We start from the raw sequence: 15,371 nt of genomic DNA, 5'->3' as shown, positions 1-15,371 counted from the left end.
CGAGAGGGCTCCGGGGTGGGTGCGGCGCGCATCCGCGACCTGGACCTGGTGCAGTTGGTGGCCGACCTGCTGCTCGCCCTCGACGGACGCCCCAAGGGCGACGTTGATATAACAAGCTTCACAACAGCAACCAAGGGGGACCCGCGGTGACGGTCATTCTGGTCGACGCGCGCCGCCCTGCCCTGGTGCCGGTCGAGGCGGTGGAGTTCCTCGGCGGGGATCTGCAGTACACCGAGGAGATGCCCATCCGGGTGCAGTGGTCGCTGCCGGCGGCCCGCTCGGCGCTGATCGGACCGGACGCCTCGGTGCTGCTGTCCTCGGACCGCAACCACCCCGACGTCCGGGCCCGGCTGGCGGCCGGTGAGACGCTGATCGCGGTGTCGCCGCCGCGGGCCGGGGAGCGACTGGTCGACGCCGTCGAGGTGATGGACCGCCTGCGCACCGCCGGACCCTGGGAGAGCGAGCAGACCCACGATTCGCTGCGCCGCTACCTGCTCGAAGAGACCTACGAACTGTTCGACGCGGTGCGCGGCGGCAACGCCGAGGAACTGCGCGACGAACTCGGCGACGTGTTGCTGCAGGTGCTGTTCCACGCCCGCATCGCCGAAGAGGCGACGTCGAACGCGTTCAACATCGACGACGTCGCCGACGCGCTGCTGCGCAAGCTCGGCAACCGGGTGCCCGCGGTGCTGGCCGGCCAGGACATCACCCTGGAGGATCAGCTGGCCCAGTGGGAGGCCCGCAAGGCGCTGGAACACTCCGGCGATCGGTCCTGTGTGGACGGCATCCCCACCGGGCAGCCGGCACTGGCGTTGGCGCAGAAGGTGATCGACCGGGTCGCCGCCGCCGGCGTGCCCGACGACCTGATCCCGCCGGCCATGACCTCGGTGTCGGTCAGCGCCGGCGGCGACGCCGAGAACATGCTGCGCGGCACCGTGCTGAGGTTCATGGATCACGTGCGCGCCGCCGAAGACGCCATCGCCGCCTCCCGCCTCAGCGGTCCTGAGGTCGGGTTGCCCGCCACCGCCGAGGAATGGCGCCACTACTGGCCGGTCGACGAGAGCGCGGCCGTCTTCGACAGCACGGTCGTCTCGGAGAGCGCGGCGAGTGCGGCCGTCTTCGAGAGCGAGACCGTCTCCGAGACCGGCTATGAGAGTGCGGCCGTCTTCTCCGACGACGACACCGATCCGGGCACGCTGACGTCCGCGGTGGTGCACTGGCCGGACGACCGGCCGGACGAGGACACCGGCTCCAGCGTCGGAATCGCCTGAGTTCGCAGCCGGTTCCGTTGCCCCGGGCGTGGGACGATGGACGGATGCCGTCACGGTGGAAGCGGGCCGCCGTCGTCGTTTCGGCGACGGCAATGCTGCTGGGCTCCAGCTGTTCGTGGCAGCCGACCATCCCCATTCCGGAGGGTGTGCCGCCGCCGGCCGGTGACCCGGTGCCGGAGATCGATACCCGGGCCCCCGGCCGTCCGGCGGATCAACTGCGCGAATGGGCCGAGCAGCGCGCCCCGGCGTTGGGCATCCCGATCAAGGCCCTGCAGGCCTACGGGTACGCCACCCGGGTGGCGCAGGTGGAGAACCCGGAGTGCCATCTGTCCTGGACCACGCTGGCCGGCATCGGCATGGTGGAAAGCCACCACGGCACTTACCGCGGCGCGCTGATCGACACCAACGGCGATGTCAGCCCGCCGATCCGCGGCGTCCGATTGGACGGCACCAACGGCAATCTCGCCATCGTCGACCAGGAGGCCTCCCGCGATGGCGACCCCGTGTACGCCCGCGCCATGGGCCCGATGCAGTTCATCCCCGAGACGTGGCGGCTTTACGGGGTGGACGCCAACAACGACGGAATTGTCAGTGTCGACAACATCGACGACGCCACCCTGGCCGCGGCCGGATACCTCTGCTACAGCGGCAAAGACCTGTCCACCCCGCGCGGCTGGACGACCGCGCTGCGGGCCTACAACCACTCCGAGGCTTACGCTCGCGCTGTGCGCGACTGGGCCGCGGCGTACGCCTCCGGACATTCCCTGTAGCGAACCTCGTCAAGTACAGCGCCGTAGCGGCCCAAGCCATCTAGTCTGATCGTCGACAGCCGGGTCGCACCAGCAAGGAGAAGCATCGTGCCCATCATCGAGCAGGTCGCAGCGCGGGAAATTCTGGACTCCCGCGGCAATCCGACCGTCGAGGTCGAAGTGGCCCTCATCGACGGCACCATGGCCCGCGCCGCTGTCCCGTCCGGCGCCTCCACCGGTGAGCACGAGGCCGTCGAATTGCGTGACGGCGGTTCGCGTTACGGCGGCAAAGGTGTCCAGAAGGCCGTCGAAGGCGTGCTCGACGAGATCGCTCCGGCCGTCATCGGAATGTCCGCCGACGATCAGCGTCTGGTCGACCAGGCCCTGCTGGATCTCGACGGCACCCTCGGCAAGTCCCGGCTGGGCGCCAACGCCATCCTCGGTGTGTCCCTGGCCACCGCCAAGGCCGCTGCCGAGTCCGCCGGTCTGCCGCTGTTCCGCTACCTCGGTGGCCCGAACGCGCACATTCTTCCGGTTCCGATGATGAACATCCTCAACGGCGGCGCCCACGCCGACACCGGCGTCGACGTCCAGGAATTCATGATCGCCCCGATCGGCGCCCCGAACTTCAAGGAGGCGGTCCGCTGGGGTGCTGAGGTGTACCACGCCCTCAAGGCCGTGCTGAAGAAGCAGGGCCTGGCCACCGGCCTCGGTGACGAGGGCGGCTTCGCCCCCGACGTCGCCGGCACCAAGGCCGCTATCGACCTGATCCTGTCAGCCATCGAGTCGGCCGGCTACAAGCCGGGCACCGACGTGGCCCTGGCGATGGACATCGCCGCCACCGAATTCTTCACCAAGGGCACCGGTTACGCCTTCGAGAAGAAGACCTGCACATCTGACGACCTCACCAACTTCTACATCGAGTTGCTCGACGCCTACCCGCTGGTGTCCATCGAGGACCCGCTGGCCGAGGACGACTGGCAGGGCTGGGTGGATCTGACCACCGCGGTCGGTGACCGGGTGCAGGTCGTCGGCGACGACCTGTTCGTCACCAACCCCGAGCGGCTGGAAGAGGGCATCGAGCGCGGCGCCGCCAACGCGCTGCTGGTCAAGGTCAATCAGATCGGCACGCTCACCGAGACTCTCGACGCCGTCGCGCTGGCCCACAACAGCGGCTACCGCACCATGATGAGCCACCGCAGCGGTGAGACCGAGGACACCACCATCTCCGACCTCGCGGTCGCGGTGGGCAGCGGCCAGATCAAGACCGGTGCGCCGGCGCGCAGCGAGCGGGTTGCCAAGTACAACCAGCTGATGCGCATCGAGGAGATGCTCGGCGACGCCGGCCGCTACGCCGGGGACCTCGCTTTCCCGCGCTTCGGCGCAGCGGAGTAAACAGGACTGGTGGCAGACGGCAAACGATCTGACCCGAAGCGTCGCGCGCCGGCTTCCCGGCCGGGTGCTTCGGGTCGCGGTCGTTCCGGCCCAGCCCGGATAACGGCCCGGGAAACTCGGCCTGACCAGGGGCTGCGGGATCGGGCGGAGTCCGTCGGCCGAAGCATCACTGAGCCCATCCGCCAGGCGCTCAGCGTCTCGGTGCAGCAGCAGAACGAACAGCGGCTGGGCTTCACCGCCCGGCGCGCCGCGATCCTGGCGGCCGTGGTGTGCGTGCTGACGCTGACCATCGCCGGGCCGGTGCGCACCTATTTCGCCCAGCGCACCGAGATGAAGCAGCTGGCGGCCAGCGAGGCCGCGCTGCGCAAACAGATCTCCGAATTGGAAACCCAGAAGGTCAAACTCGCCGATCCGGTGTACATCGCCGCCCAGGCTCGCGAGCGGCTCGGCTTCGTCAAACCCGGCGACATCCCGTATCAGGTTCAGCTGCCCCCTGGGGCGATCGTGGAGACCGACGACGGGCCGGCGCAGCAGCAGGCCACGCAGCGCAACACCGACCCCTGGTACACCTCGCTGTGGCACACCATCGCCGACACCCCGCACGGCCCGCCGGCTCCCGCCGCCCCCGCCAGCGAGACGCCGTCGGCGCCGCCGCCTCCGCTGCCGCCGCGGCCGTTGCCACCGCCACCCCCGCCACCGCCGCCGCCCTCGCCGCCCCCGCCGCCCGGTGGTTGATCCCGCCGACCTCGACGCCGTGGCTCGGCAGTTGGGCCGGGAACCGCGTGGTGTTCTGGAGATCGCGTACCGCTGCCCTAACGGTGAACCCGGCGTGCTCAAGACCGCCCCGCGGCTGCCCGACGGCACCCCGTTCCCCACGCTGTACTACCTGACCCACCCCGCGCTGACCGCTGCCGCCAGCCGGCTGGAGTCCGACGGGGTGATGCGGGAAATGTCCGAGCGGCTGCAGCAGGACCCCGAGCTGGCCGCCGCCTACCGGCGGGCACACGAGTTGTACCTGGCCGAACGCGATGCCGTGGAGTCGCTGGGCACCACCTTCTCCGGCGGCGGCATGCCCGACCGGGTGAAGTGCCTGCACGTGCTGATGGCTCATTCGCTGGCCAAGGGCCGCGGCACCAACCCGTTCGGCGACGAGGCGCTGGCCCTGCTCGCCGGCGAGCCGGGCATGGCCGGGATTCTGAAACGCGAGGAGTGGACGTGAGTGTTGAGCGGGTGGCCGGCATCGACTGCGGGACGAACTCGATCCGGTTGCTGATCGCCGACCGGACGTCGGAGCCCGCCCGGTTGACCGACCTGCACAGAGAAATGCGGATCGTGCGGCTGGGGGAGGGTGTGGACGCCACCGGACAGTTCTCCGCCGGGGCGCTGGCCCGCACCCGCGCGGCGCTGGTGGACTACGCCGCGCTGCTGAGCCGCTATCAGGTGAGCAAGGTGCGGATGGTGGCCACCTCGGCCACCCGCGACGCCGCCAACCGCGACGAGTTCTTCGCCATGACCGCCGCCGTGCTGGGGTCGGTGGTGCCCGGCGCAGTGGCCGAGGTGATCACCGGAGAAGAGGAGGCTTCGTTGTCGTTCAACGGTGCGGTGGCCGAATTGGATTCCGCCGCAGCGCCGTTCGTGGTGGTGGACCTCGGCGGCGGCTCCACCGAGGTGGTGCTGGGCGACGCTGCGAGGGTGCAGGCCAGCTACTCCGCCGACATCGGCTGCGTGCGGATGACCGAGCGGTGCCTGCACTCCGACCCGCCCACCGCCGCGGAGGTGGCCGACGCCCGTGCGGTGGTGCGCGAGCGGCTGGCCGACGCGCTGGCCGTGGTGCCGGTGCAGCAGGCCCGCACCTGGGTGGGGGTGGCCGGGACGTTCACCACCATCGCCGCGCTGGCACAGGGTTTGACTACCTACGACTCCGAGGCGATTCACCTGTCGCGGGTGGGGTTTTCAGAGCTGCTGGATGTCTGCGAGCAGCTGATCGGGATGACACGGGCGCAGCGGGCGGCGCTGGGCCCGATGCACGAGGGCCGGGTGGACGTGATCGGCGGCGGGGCGATCGTGGTGGAGGAACTGGCCGCCGCACTGGGGGAGCGGGCCGGGATCAGCGAGATCATCGTCAGCGAGCACGACATTCTCGACGGGATCGCGCTGTCGATCCCGTAGTCACTCGGGCGATCCCGTAGTCCCTCGGGGATGAGGATCTCGCCGTCGGCGCCGGTGGGCACTGTGGTGCCCGCCAGCGTCAGGCCGAGCACCACCATCACCACGCCGATGGCGAAGTGCAGCCAGTTGTCGGAACCGTTGAGCGGCAACGTTTTGGCGGAACTCTCGTCGAGCATGCCGTACAGCCACAGGCCCAGGTAGAAAAGACCGCCGCCGATCAGGTAGCGGCGCGAGCCCCGGAAGGTGCGGGCCATCAGCAGGCCCGCCACCCCGAAGCCCAGGTGCATCAGGTTGTGGGTGATCGACACCTCGAACATCCCGAACAGCCGACCGCCGGTGCTTCCATTCCTAGCGCCCAGCCACGTCATCTGGTCGAGATGGGTGGTGAGGCCGGGGATGAACCCGGCGACGGCCAGTGCCAGGAACACCGCGGCGACGGCCACCGCGGCGCCCTGGACCGCGACCATTCTGACCCGACGGAACCGGCGCGGGCGAGTGGGCGGGTTGGGTCGTGTCGGGGCGGCCATTGCCGCCTACCCGGCGTGCGGAAGGGTGCCGCGTCCCCGGTCGGTGCCCCGCTCGGTGACCCGGCGGGTCAGTGCCACGCCCAGGCCGATCATGCTGATGGAGAGCACGAAGTGCAGCCAGTTGTCGCCGGTGTTGAGCGGGACGAAGTTGGCCGGGCTGGTCTGGTTGACCACCATGCCGTAGAGCCACAGCACCGCGTAGACGATGCCGCCGCCGATGAGGAAGTTGCGGGCGGTGTGCGGTGTGCGGGACATGAGGAACCCGGCGACTCCGAAGACCAGGTGCACCACGTCGTGCAGCACCGAGACGGCGAAGACGCCCAGCAGCATGGCCCGTGACTCGTGGCCGGCCCAGCCCAGGGAGTTGTAGTTGGTGGTGATGCCCGGGATGAAGCCCAGGATTCCGACGAGAAGGAACACCGCGCCCACCGCTGCGGCAGCCTTCTGAACTGGTAGGTATCCGCTGCGGATGTCGTCACATGGCATGGCACCGGCGTACCCGAGGGGCCGACAAGACAAACTCCGGCGCCGGCCTGCTGGCCGGCGCCGGAGTTTTGGTCAGATTGTGGGGCCTCTAGAAGGCCCGGTGTTAGATATGGGGCCTTCTAGATATGGGGCTAAGTCAGAGCTTGACCTTGCAGCCGCTGCCGATGTTGCGGCAATGGGCCTGGCTCTTGCAGGCGTTGCAACGGCAGGTGCAGCCGCCGGTGCGCTTGGTCTCGACGATTCGCATGTTCAGTCTCCTTCGCAGCCCACGCCGCGCGGGCCTGATATCCGACGATAGTTCGTAGGCCCGGGTTCGGCACGGCAAACCGGGGCGGAGTCGGTGGCGGTTCGGTAACCGTTTGGACGACGGCAGGTACCGTGCTGTGGTGCCGTGGTCTGCGGTGCGCCCCCATAGCCCAATTGGCAGAGGCAGCGGACTTAAAATCCGCCCAGTGTCGGTTCGAGTCCGACTGGGGGCACTGATCTAGCCGCAGTCTTGGTGCTCCTCAGGCGTTGACGGCGGACTTGGCATCGTTGGCGATGTTCGTGGCGGTACGGTGCGCCAGCGACATCACCGAGATCATCGGATTGGTACCGCTGGCGGTCGGCATGCCGCTGGCGTCGCCGATGTAAACCCCCGGGGTGTCGTGCAATTCGCCCGACGTGTTGGCCACCGAGGTTTGTGGATCGCTGCCCAGCCGGCAACTGCTCATCTGGTGCGCCGAGAAGAGCTGCACGCCCCCGGCCCGCAGCGGCGTGTTCTGTACCGCCCTGATGAACGCCTCCAGGTCCTCGCCTCGGCGCCAGCGCTGGGTGAGCGACCCTAACGGGATGATCTGGTCGGCCCCGGCGGCATGGTGCAGCCGGATCTGCTTGTCGATGGAGGTCTGGGCGACCAGGAGGTCGGTCTCGTCGGTCAGCGAGTAGTTGATCACCGAGTTGCCGTTGTCGTCGATGGTGACCGTGCCGTGCCCGCGGTCACGGGGGAAGGCCACCAGGAAGGCCGCATGGCCGAGTTGGGCGATGGTTTCCTTGTGTTCGGTGCCGGAGGCGCGGGCGATCCCCGCGACGATCAGCGACGGCGAGAATTGCGCGTTCTGGATCAGGAAGCCGTATCCGTCTTTGACGTCGGCGAACTCGTCGACCATGGCGGTCATCGGTGCGCCCCACCACGGGGTGGTCTCCTCCGGGTAGATGCCGAGGAAGCCCATCGCCGGATGCAGGTGCAGGTACTTGCCCACCGCCGGGCCCCCGATGCCCGAGCGCAGCAGCAGGGCGGGGGATTCCAGCGAGCCGCACGCGACGACCACGCGGGGAGCCTTGATGGTCAGCTCCTTGGTGGCGCCGGTCGCCGGGTCGGTGTAGGTGGCCTCCACGCCGGCGGCGCGACCGTTCTCCACCAGCACCCGCTTGGCCGCACAGCCGACGATTACCTTCCCACCGGCATCGATGAGGTCGCGCAGATAGGTATGGCGGACATCGCGCTTGCCCCCGGAGCGGTCACCGAAACCGATGTGCCCGGCGGTCTCCGGCGAATAAGCCTTCGGGTCGGCGTTGCGGGTCAGGGTGGTGAACGACCAGCCCAGGGCCTCCGCGGCGGCGCGCATCCGCAGGTGCGGACCGTTGAGGTCCGAGCACTCGCCGTTGACGCCCAGCCGCTCCCAGACCGCGTCGATGTGCGCGTCGTAGTCGGGCGTCGCGACATCCTTGAGCCCGAATTCCTCGGCCCAGTGGTCGCGGACCCATTCCGGCGTCCGCAGGCAGTTGGTCCAGTTGACCGTGGGGCCGCCGCCCAAAGTGGAGCCGGCGAGCATGCTGACGTTCCCGTCGGCGGTGGCGTTGGGGCCGCCGCGCCAGAACAGTTGCTGGTAGGCGAGCAGCTCGTAGCCCAGGAAGTCCGCCTCGTTGCGCGCCTGGCCGGCTTCGAGCACGACGACGTTGAGCCCGGCCTTGGCCAGGACACCGGCGATTAGCCCGCCGCCGGCGCCTGAGCCCACGATGCACACGTCGGCCGACACGGTGGACTCGGTGGGCGTGAAGGTCGGCAGCGGCTCAGGTCCGCCGGGCGCGGTCTGCGGCAGACCGTTGTAGCCGAACACCGTCCAGGCCGGATTGACCCCGGTGTTCGGGTCCGGGACCGCATAGGCCATGACAGCGGTCAGCGAGGTCAACGCCTTCATGCCCGCAGCCGGGGCGGCGCCCATCAGCGCGACGTTGCGAATCACCTGCTCGCGGGAGCGCTGCGAGCCGGTGGCGAATCCGAACACGTGCATGCCGTCGAGCAGACTGAGCAGACCATGCTGCTGCTCCTCGGGCAGGGTGGAGATCACCTGGGCGACAGCCACATCGGCACCCATGCTGCTACCGCTGGCCGCCCAGAACCCGGTCGGGTCGTCGTCGCGCGGCATCGACGGCACGACGGTGTCAGCCAGCGCGCGCAGAACAGCACGGTGGTTGTCGGTCATTTCGGTCATGGGTCCTCCTGAACAGTGCTTCACGTCGTCAACATGGTCTTGGCGTCAAACTTTGATCAAAGACTGGTCCTCTGATGAGCCGCGCGGGCGGAAATGCTCAGATTTGGCAAACTTCTTTTCCGGCAATGCCGGCTTTGCATGCGTCATCCAGAGCGGTCACGGTTGCCGCGGACAACGAAACCCTCAGGTCTTGGCGGGGCGCTAAGACTGTCCGCCGACGACACCGACGATCTCCAGTGCCAGTTCGACCTGGACGCGGCGTTGCTGGATCGAATGACCCAGCAACTTCTCAGCCTGTCGGACGCGATATCGGACCGTGTTGGGATGCAACTGCAGCAGTTCGCCGGTCAGTGCCGCGTCGCTGCCGTTGCGTAGATAGATCCGAAGTGTGTCGCGTAACCGGTTCGCCGATTCGTCGGCGGCTGCAAGCCCTGCCAGTTCCCGTCGCACGAACGCCGACCGCGCCTCCGGGCCGAGCATTCCCGTTGCTAGACAAGCTAATTCGACATCCTGGAACCACACCACGGGTTGGTCATCCCGTGGTGCCACCGACAGCGCGGCGAGGGCTTCGATATGGCTGTGGCGGAACCCGTCGAGGCCGTTGTGGCAGGTTCCCACCGTCGCGTACACGAACCGCGGCAGTCGGGGGGTCTGGCCAACCGGCGGGATCTGGCCGGATGTCGAGGTCCAGCACCACGCCGCGCGGGCGCCGCTGGAAATCATCAGCGGCCGACTTCCGCCGACTGCCGTGCTGACCGATCGTGCGCTGGACTCGAGCAGTCGCTGCACGTCGATCTCCGGCACGCTGTCGGCCACCCGCAAGGTGAAGGCGGTGTGGTGCTGACGCAGTGGGTAGGCCAAGGTGGTGACGGCGGTATCGATGTCGACGGCCTGGCCGGCGACGATCGTGCTGACCAGCGCCGCGCGTCGGGCGAGATTCCCGCGCTGCCACCGTTCCCGCTCCTCGGTGAACACCACGATCAGCGATTCCACGGTGGTGTCCAGCCAGTGGGCGGCGTGCGACCAGAACTGCATCAGGACGGCCGAACGCACGGCAGGGTCGGACACCTGCGTCTGCAGGATTCCGGTGATGAACTGCCACATCGCCCGCTGCCCGATCCGGTACACCGACAGCAGCAGGGGCAGTTCGAAACCCCGCCGCGCCAAAGTGCGCGCCAGGTCGTAGACCTGTGGGGCGGGCCGAACCTCGATCCGGTCGCGGGTCACCACCGCCAGAAAGCCCTTCCAGTGCGCACGGGTACTGGCGTGCAGTTCGGCGCGCAAGGTGGGATCGAGGAACTCCGGCAGTGACTCGACGATCCGGTCGTTGACAACCTTGACCAGGTAATCGAGCGTGTCGCGGCTCTCCGAGGCCCGGGCAAACTCCTCGAGCCACAACTTGACAGCCAACGCCTCATTCTCCGCCACAAGCACCCCCAGCATTGTTCCGGTGAACAAGGCCGTCGGAATCATTTTTCTGGGTTTGCAAGACACCGGCGGCAGTGCAATACACCCTTAACTACCAGACGCGACCGTGAGGAAAGGGCAAACGTGCCATGGGAATGATTGCGCCGATGGACTCCATGTTCCTGTTACAGGAGTCCCGAGACCAGCCGGCGCATGTCGCCGGGCTAATGATTTTCAAGCCGCCGGCGGGTTCGGACGAGAACTATGTCGGCGATCTCTACCAGGAGTTACTCAACTACACGGATGTGGCGCCGATGTTCGGGCGTCGCCCGAGTGAACAGCTTGGCAACCTCTGGTGGACCGATGAGACGAACGTCGACATGAGCTACCACGTGCGACGGACGGCGCTGCCGCGACCCGGGTCGATGGACGACCTGCTCGATCACGTGTCTCGCCTGCACGGGACCATGCTCGACCGGCACCATCCGCTGTGGGAGTTCCACCTGATCGAGGGTCTGGAGGGCGGTCGGTTCGCCGTCTACGTCAAGGCCCACCATGCCCTGTCGGACGGCATCGGCTTGACCCGCAAGATTCTGCGGGCCTGCAACCCCGACCCCGAATTGCGCGGGACGCCCCCGATGTGGAGCCCGGTCGACGAGGCCAAGAAGGTCGAGGCAAGAGGCCACGTCGGCGGTCCCCTGGAAACGTTCCGGTCCGCCGGACGGACGCTGAAGGGCATCAAGGGGATGGGCTCGTTGCTGGCCAATTACGGACGGGCAGCCATTCAAGACCAGACGGCCGTCCTCCCGTACGACGCGCCGACGACCATGTTCAATCAGTCGATCAGCGGAGCGCGTCGGGTCGCGGTGCGGTCCTTCGACCTCAGCCGGATCCTGAAAGCGAGCAAGGCTCGCGGAGTCACCCTCAACGACATGGTGTTGGCAATGTGCGCCGGAGCGCTGCGCCGCTATCTCATCGCCAACGACGGGCTGCCGGAGGAACCGTTGATCTGCTCGGTTCCGGTGTCGCTGCGCGCCGGCGACGGCGAGGAGGGCAACGCGATCACGTTCGTTCTGTGCAACCTGGCGACCGATCTGGAAGACCCGGAGGCCCGATTGGAAACCATCACCTCCTCGATGCGTGCCACCAAGGCGGTCATGGCAGACCGGCCAGGCCTGCAGTTGTCCGCGATGGGCGTTCTCACGACCGTCGGGCCCGCCGCGCTCACCCGGCTTCCCGGGGCATCCGCGATGAAGCCGCCGTACAACCTCCTGATCTCCAACGTGCCGGGTCCGCGGACGACTTTGTACTGGAACGGCGCTGAGCTCGAGGCGATCTTCCCGATTTCGATCCCCACGGAGTACCAGGCGTTGAACATCACCTGCCTGAGCTACGCCGATCATCTCGAGTTCGGACTCGTCGGTTGCCGGCTCGCCGTTCCTGAAATGCAGACGATCCTCGACTATCTTGAGGACAGCCTGCAGGAACTTGAGTAAATTCTCCTGCGGGGCCGAAACCGCAAACAGGAAAAGGAACTGATTAATGACAGATGCCGGTGCCAACGGCGCTGAAAAGCCGGAAGAGCAAGCACAGACAGGGAATCTCTCGCGACGCAAGGTCCTCGGCGGCTTGGCTGCCGGGGCCGGAGTAGCAGCCGCGGGTGCTTTCGCTGCGGGTTGTTCCAAGGACGATGGCGGCGGCGGTGGTCTGACCGGTAGCGGTGGTGATGGTCCGCCGGGGTACGGCACCGGCATCAATGAGGGGTTCGACGGCAAGATCGAACTGGATGTTCGTGATTCGACGCCGGACTGGAAGCCGTTCGAGTTGAAGAAGGCGCCCGAGGGCGCGCCGAATATCCTGGTGGTGCTCTACGACGACACCGGTATGGCCGCGTGGTCGCCGTACGGTGGGCGGATCAATATGCCGGTGATGCAGAAGCTGGCCGACAACGGCCTGACCTACACCCAGTGGCACACCACCGCGCTGTGCTCGCCGACGCGGTCGTGTTTCCTGACCGGGCGCAACCACCATGTCAACCGGTTCGCCGCCATCACCGAGGGTTCCAACGGGTTCCCGGGCGCTGCCGCCCGCACCCCCGCGCAGTGCGCCACTGTCGCGCAGGTGTTGCAGGACAACGGCTACAGCACGTTCTGGCTCGGCAAGAACCACAACGTTCCCGAGGAGGACGTCTCCAGCGGTGGCAGCAAGTCGGAGTGGCCGCTGCAGAAGGGCTTTGACCGGTTCTACGGGTTCATCGGCGGTGAGACCAACCAGTGGTATCCCGACCTGATCGAGGACAACCGGTTCATCGAGCAGCCCTTCAGCCCGGAGGAGGGCTACCACCTCTCCAAAGACCTTGCCGATCAGGCGATCCGGATGATTCGCGATCAGAAGTCATCCAATCCGTCCAAGCCTTGGTACATGTGGTTCTGCCCGGGGGCCAACCACGCGCCGCATCATTCGCCGCAGGACTACATCGACAAGTACAAGGGCAAGTTCGACGACGGCTACGAGGCCTACCGGGACTGGGTGCTGCCCCGGATGGTCGAGAAGGGCATCTTCCCCGAGGGCACCAAGATGACCCCGATCAACCCGCTGCCGGAGGCCATCGAAGTGGCCAACGACATGGTGCGGCCGTGGGGTTCGCTGAACGCCGACGAGAAGAAGCTGTTCTCCCGGATGGCCGAGGTGTACGCCGGGTTCTCCGAATTCACCGATGCCCAGGTGGGCCGGATCGTGGACTATCTGGAGCAGACCGGCCAGTTGGAGAACACCATCGTGTTCTACTGCGCCGACAACGGCGCCTCCGGTGAGGGCTCGCCGAACGGGTCGGTGAATGAGAACAAGTTCTTCAACGGCTACCCCGACGAGTTGTCGGAGAACATGAAGTACCTCGACACACTGGGCAGCCCGGACACCTACGAGCACTACCCGACCGGGTGGGCGACCGCGTTCTCCACGCCGTTCCAGATGTTCAAGCGTTACAGCCAGTTCGCCGGCGGCACTTGTGATCCGATGGTGATCTCCTGGCCCAAGGGCATCAAGGCCAAGGGCGAGGTGCGCCACCAGTACCACCACGCCACCGATGTCGCGGCGACGATTCTCGATGTGGCCGGTCTGGAGATGCCCAAGGAGTACAAGGGCATCAAGCAGTACCCGCTCAACGGGATCTCGATGCGCTACAGCTTCGATTCCAAGGATGCGGCGACCACCCGCAAGCGGCAGTACTTCGCGATGCTGGGCACCCGCGGTATCTGGCAGGACGGCTGGAAGGCTGCGGCGCTGCACGCCCCGATCAGCGGGCAGGGCAAGTTCGACGAGGACAAGTGGGCTCTCTATCACGTCGAGGAGGACCGGTCGGAGTCCACCGACCTCGCCGAGCAGAACCCGGAGAAGCTCAAGGAGCTCATCGACGTCTGGTTCGAGGAGGCCAAGAACAACTTCGTGCTGCCCCTGGATGACCGCGTCGCGGTCGAACAGCTCGGCACTCCGCGGCCGCAAGCCGAGCCGTCGCGGGACCGTTACGTCTACTACCCCGACACCGCGCCGGTGCCCGAGGGTGTGGCAGCCAACATCCGGGGCCGGTCCTACAAGATCGCGGCCAATGTCGACATGACGCCGGAGGCCGAGGGTGTGCTCTTCGCCCACGGCTCGCGGTTCGGCGGTCACTCGATGTTCATCAAGGACGGCCGGTTGCACTACGTGTACAACTTCCTGGGTATCAAGCCGGAGCAGGTTTTCGTGTCCCCGCCGCTGAGCCCGGGCAAGCACACGTTGGGTATGGAGTTCAAGCGGGAGCGCGCCGGTGAGTACGGCGAGTCGTTGGGCACCACCACGCTCTATGTGGACGGTAAAGAGGTGACCAAGGGGCCGATGAAGGCCCAGATCGGTAAGTTCACCCTCGCCGGCGACGGCCTGACCGTGGGCTACGACAGCGCCGACAACGTCTCCCAGCAGTACAAGAACCCCGGCACGTTCACCGGTGGTGAGATCCAGGGGGTGGCCATCGACGTCAGCGACAAGGCCTACGTCGATCTGCAACGAGACGCCGCCGCGGCGTTCTCGACCGATTAACCAATCCGCTCCATCGACTAACAGGGGAATAAACGATGACTGACGCTTCCGCCACCCCGGAACCGACACCCGAGGACAACGCCGTCCATCGGGTCAATCGACGAAAGGTCCTCGGCGGCTTGGCCGCCGGGGCTGGGGTGGCGGCGGCGTCAGCCATCGCCGCGGGTTGCTCCAAGGAGGGCGGCGGCGGCGGTGGTGTGGCTGGTAGCGGTGGTGACGGTCCGCCGGGGTACGGCACCGGCATCAACGAGGGATTCGACGGCAAGATCGAACTGGATGTTCGTGATTCCACGCCGGACTGGACGCCGTTCGAGTTGAAGAAGGCGCCCGAGGGTGCGCCGAACATCCTGGTGGTGCTCTACGACGACACCGGCATGGCGGCGTGGTCGCCGTACGGCGGGCGGATCAACATGCCGGTGCTGCAGAAGCTGGCCGACAACGGCCTGATGTACACCCAGTGGCACACCACCGCGTTGTGTTCGCCGACCCGGTCGTGCTTCCTGACCGGGCGCAACCACCACGTCAACCGCAGCGGCGTGATCACCGAGGGCTCCAACGGGTTCCCCGGAATGGCGTGCCGGCTTCCCGCGCAGTGCGCAACGGTCGGGCAGGTGTTGCAGGACAACGGCTACAGCACCTTCTTCCTCGGCAAGAACCACAACATTCCCGAAGAGGACGTGTCCAGCGGTGGCAGCAAGTCGGAGTGGCCGATGCAGAAGGGCTTCGACCGGTTCTACGGCTTCATCGGCGGTGAGACCAACCAGTGGTACCCCGACCTGATCGAGGACAACCGCTTCATCGAGCCGCCCGCTACACCGG

General features: G+C 67.2%; 13 protein-coding genes, 1 tRNA gene and 1 pseudogene. 10 read left to right on the top strand and 5 right to left on the bottom strand.

Translation table 11 applies throughout. From position 1 onward, the window contains the following. Positions 1-146 precede the first annotated feature (146 nt). The 6 genes from ADBZ6I_RS09170 (at position 147) to ADBZ6I_RS09145 (ending at position 5,584) form a co-directional block, all read left to right on the top strand. Positions 147-1,271 carry a nucleoside triphosphate pyrophosphohydrolase gene (locus ADBZ6I_RS09170; RefSeq protein WP_526383034.1) on the top strand — a complete coding sequence of 375 codons (1,125 nt, stop codon included), beginning with the start codon at positions 147-149 and terminating at the stop codon, positions 1,269-1,271. A 44-nt stretch (positions 1,272-1,315) separates the two neighbouring features. Further along, positions 1,316-2,041: a lytic transglycosylase domain-containing protein gene (locus tag ADBZ6I_RS09165; protein ID WP_526383032.1), complete on the top strand. Its 726-nt coding sequence runs from the start codon at positions 1,316-1,318 to the stop codon at positions 2,039-2,041. 87 nt (positions 2,042-2,128) lie between these two features. Beyond that, positions 2,129-3,415, top strand: a complete 1,287-nt coding sequence (gene eno, locus ADBZ6I_RS09160; protein WP_526383030.1) for a phosphopyruvate hydratase — start codon at positions 2,129-2,131, stop codon at positions 3,413-3,415. Between the two features lie 9 nt (positions 3,416-3,424). Next, positions 3,425-4,150 (top strand): FtsB family cell division protein, encoded by a 726-nt coding sequence (locus ADBZ6I_RS09155; protein ID WP_526383028.1) that lies wholly within the window; start codon positions 3,425-3,427, stop codon positions 4,148-4,150. Then, positions 4,143-4,634, top strand: coding sequence for a DUF501 domain-containing protein (locus tag ADBZ6I_RS09150; RefSeq protein WP_526383026.1), 492 nt, complete (start codon positions 4,143-4,145; stop codon positions 4,632-4,634). The genes ADBZ6I_RS09155 and ADBZ6I_RS09150 overlap by 8 nt, the downstream gene beginning before the upstream one ends. Further along, entirely contained in the window at positions 4,631-5,584 is a 954-nt protein-coding gene (locus ADBZ6I_RS09145; protein WP_526383024.1) for a Ppx/GppA phosphatase family protein, read from the top strand. The genes ADBZ6I_RS09150 and ADBZ6I_RS09145 overlap by 4 nt, the downstream gene beginning before the upstream one ends. Before the next feature lie 92 nt (positions 5,585-5,676). On the opposite strand, the pseudogene ADBZ6I_RS09140 reads toward ADBZ6I_RS09145, so the two are convergent. From ADBZ6I_RS09140 to ADBZ6I_RS09130, 3 genes and pseudogenes are all read right to left on the bottom strand, one after another. Continuing rightward, positions 5,677-6,051 (bottom strand): annotated as a pseudogene (locus ADBZ6I_RS09140) (DUF4383 domain-containing protein); the annotation flags it as partial. 66 nt (positions 6,052-6,117) lie between these two features. Next, positions 6,118-6,597 carry a DUF4383 domain-containing protein gene (locus ADBZ6I_RS09135; RefSeq protein WP_526383022.1) on the bottom strand — a complete coding sequence of 160 codons (480 nt, stop codon included), beginning with the start codon at positions 6,595-6,597 and terminating at the stop codon, positions 6,118-6,120. 136 nt (positions 6,598-6,733) lie between these two features. After that, positions 6,734-6,844, bottom strand: coding sequence for a calcium-binding protein (locus ADBZ6I_RS09130; RefSeq protein WP_526383020.1), 111 nt, complete (start codon positions 6,842-6,844; stop codon positions 6,734-6,736). 158 nt (positions 6,845-7,002) lie between these two features. On the opposite strand from ADBZ6I_RS09130, the gene ADBZ6I_RS09125 reads away from it, so the two are divergent. Then, a tRNA-Leu gene (locus ADBZ6I_RS09125) sits at positions 7,003-7,076 on the top strand. Between the two features lie 27 nt (positions 7,077-7,103). Here ADBZ6I_RS09125 and ADBZ6I_RS09120 read toward each other — a convergent pair. Next, on the bottom strand, positions 7,104-9,071 hold the full coding sequence (locus ADBZ6I_RS09120) for an FAD-dependent oxidoreductase (protein WP_526383018.1): 1,968 nt from the start codon (positions 9,069-9,071) through the stop codon (positions 7,104-7,106). Positions 9,072-9,272: 201 nt separating this feature from the next. Next, positions 9,273-10,481, bottom strand: coding sequence for a PucR family transcriptional regulator (locus ADBZ6I_RS09115; protein ID WP_526383016.1), 1,209 nt, complete (start codon positions 10,479-10,481; stop codon positions 9,273-9,275). A 164-nt stretch (positions 10,482-10,645) separates the two neighbouring features. On the opposite strand from ADBZ6I_RS09115, the gene ADBZ6I_RS09110 reads away from it, so the two are divergent. From ADBZ6I_RS09110 to ADBZ6I_RS09100, 3 genes are all read left to right on the top strand, one after another. Next, on the top strand, positions 10,646-11,974 hold the full coding sequence (locus ADBZ6I_RS09110) for a WS/DGAT/MGAT family O-acyltransferase (protein WP_526383014.1): 1,329 nt from the start codon (positions 10,646-10,648) through the stop codon (positions 11,972-11,974). Positions 11,975-12,020: 46 nt separating this feature from the next. Then, the gene (locus ADBZ6I_RS09105; RefSeq protein WP_526383012.1) at positions 12,021-14,552 is read left to right on the top strand and encodes a sulfatase-like hydrolase/transferase; all 2,532 of its coding nucleotides are present in this window, start codon (positions 12,021-12,023) and stop codon (positions 14,550-14,552) included. A gap of 35 nt (positions 14,553-14,587) precedes the next feature. After that, a partial coding sequence (locus ADBZ6I_RS09100) for a sulfatase-like hydrolase/transferase (RefSeq protein WP_526383010.1) occupies positions 14,588-15,371 on the top strand: 784 nt, incomplete at its 3' end.

This window comes from Mycobacterium sp. (assembly GCF_044342925.1).
Taxonomy (GTDB): domain Bacteria; phylum Actinomycetota; class Actinomycetes; order Mycobacteriales; family Mycobacteriaceae; genus Mycobacterium.
Note: the sequence above shows the minus strand (reverse complement) of the source record. Positions and strands in the feature narration are given on the sequence as shown.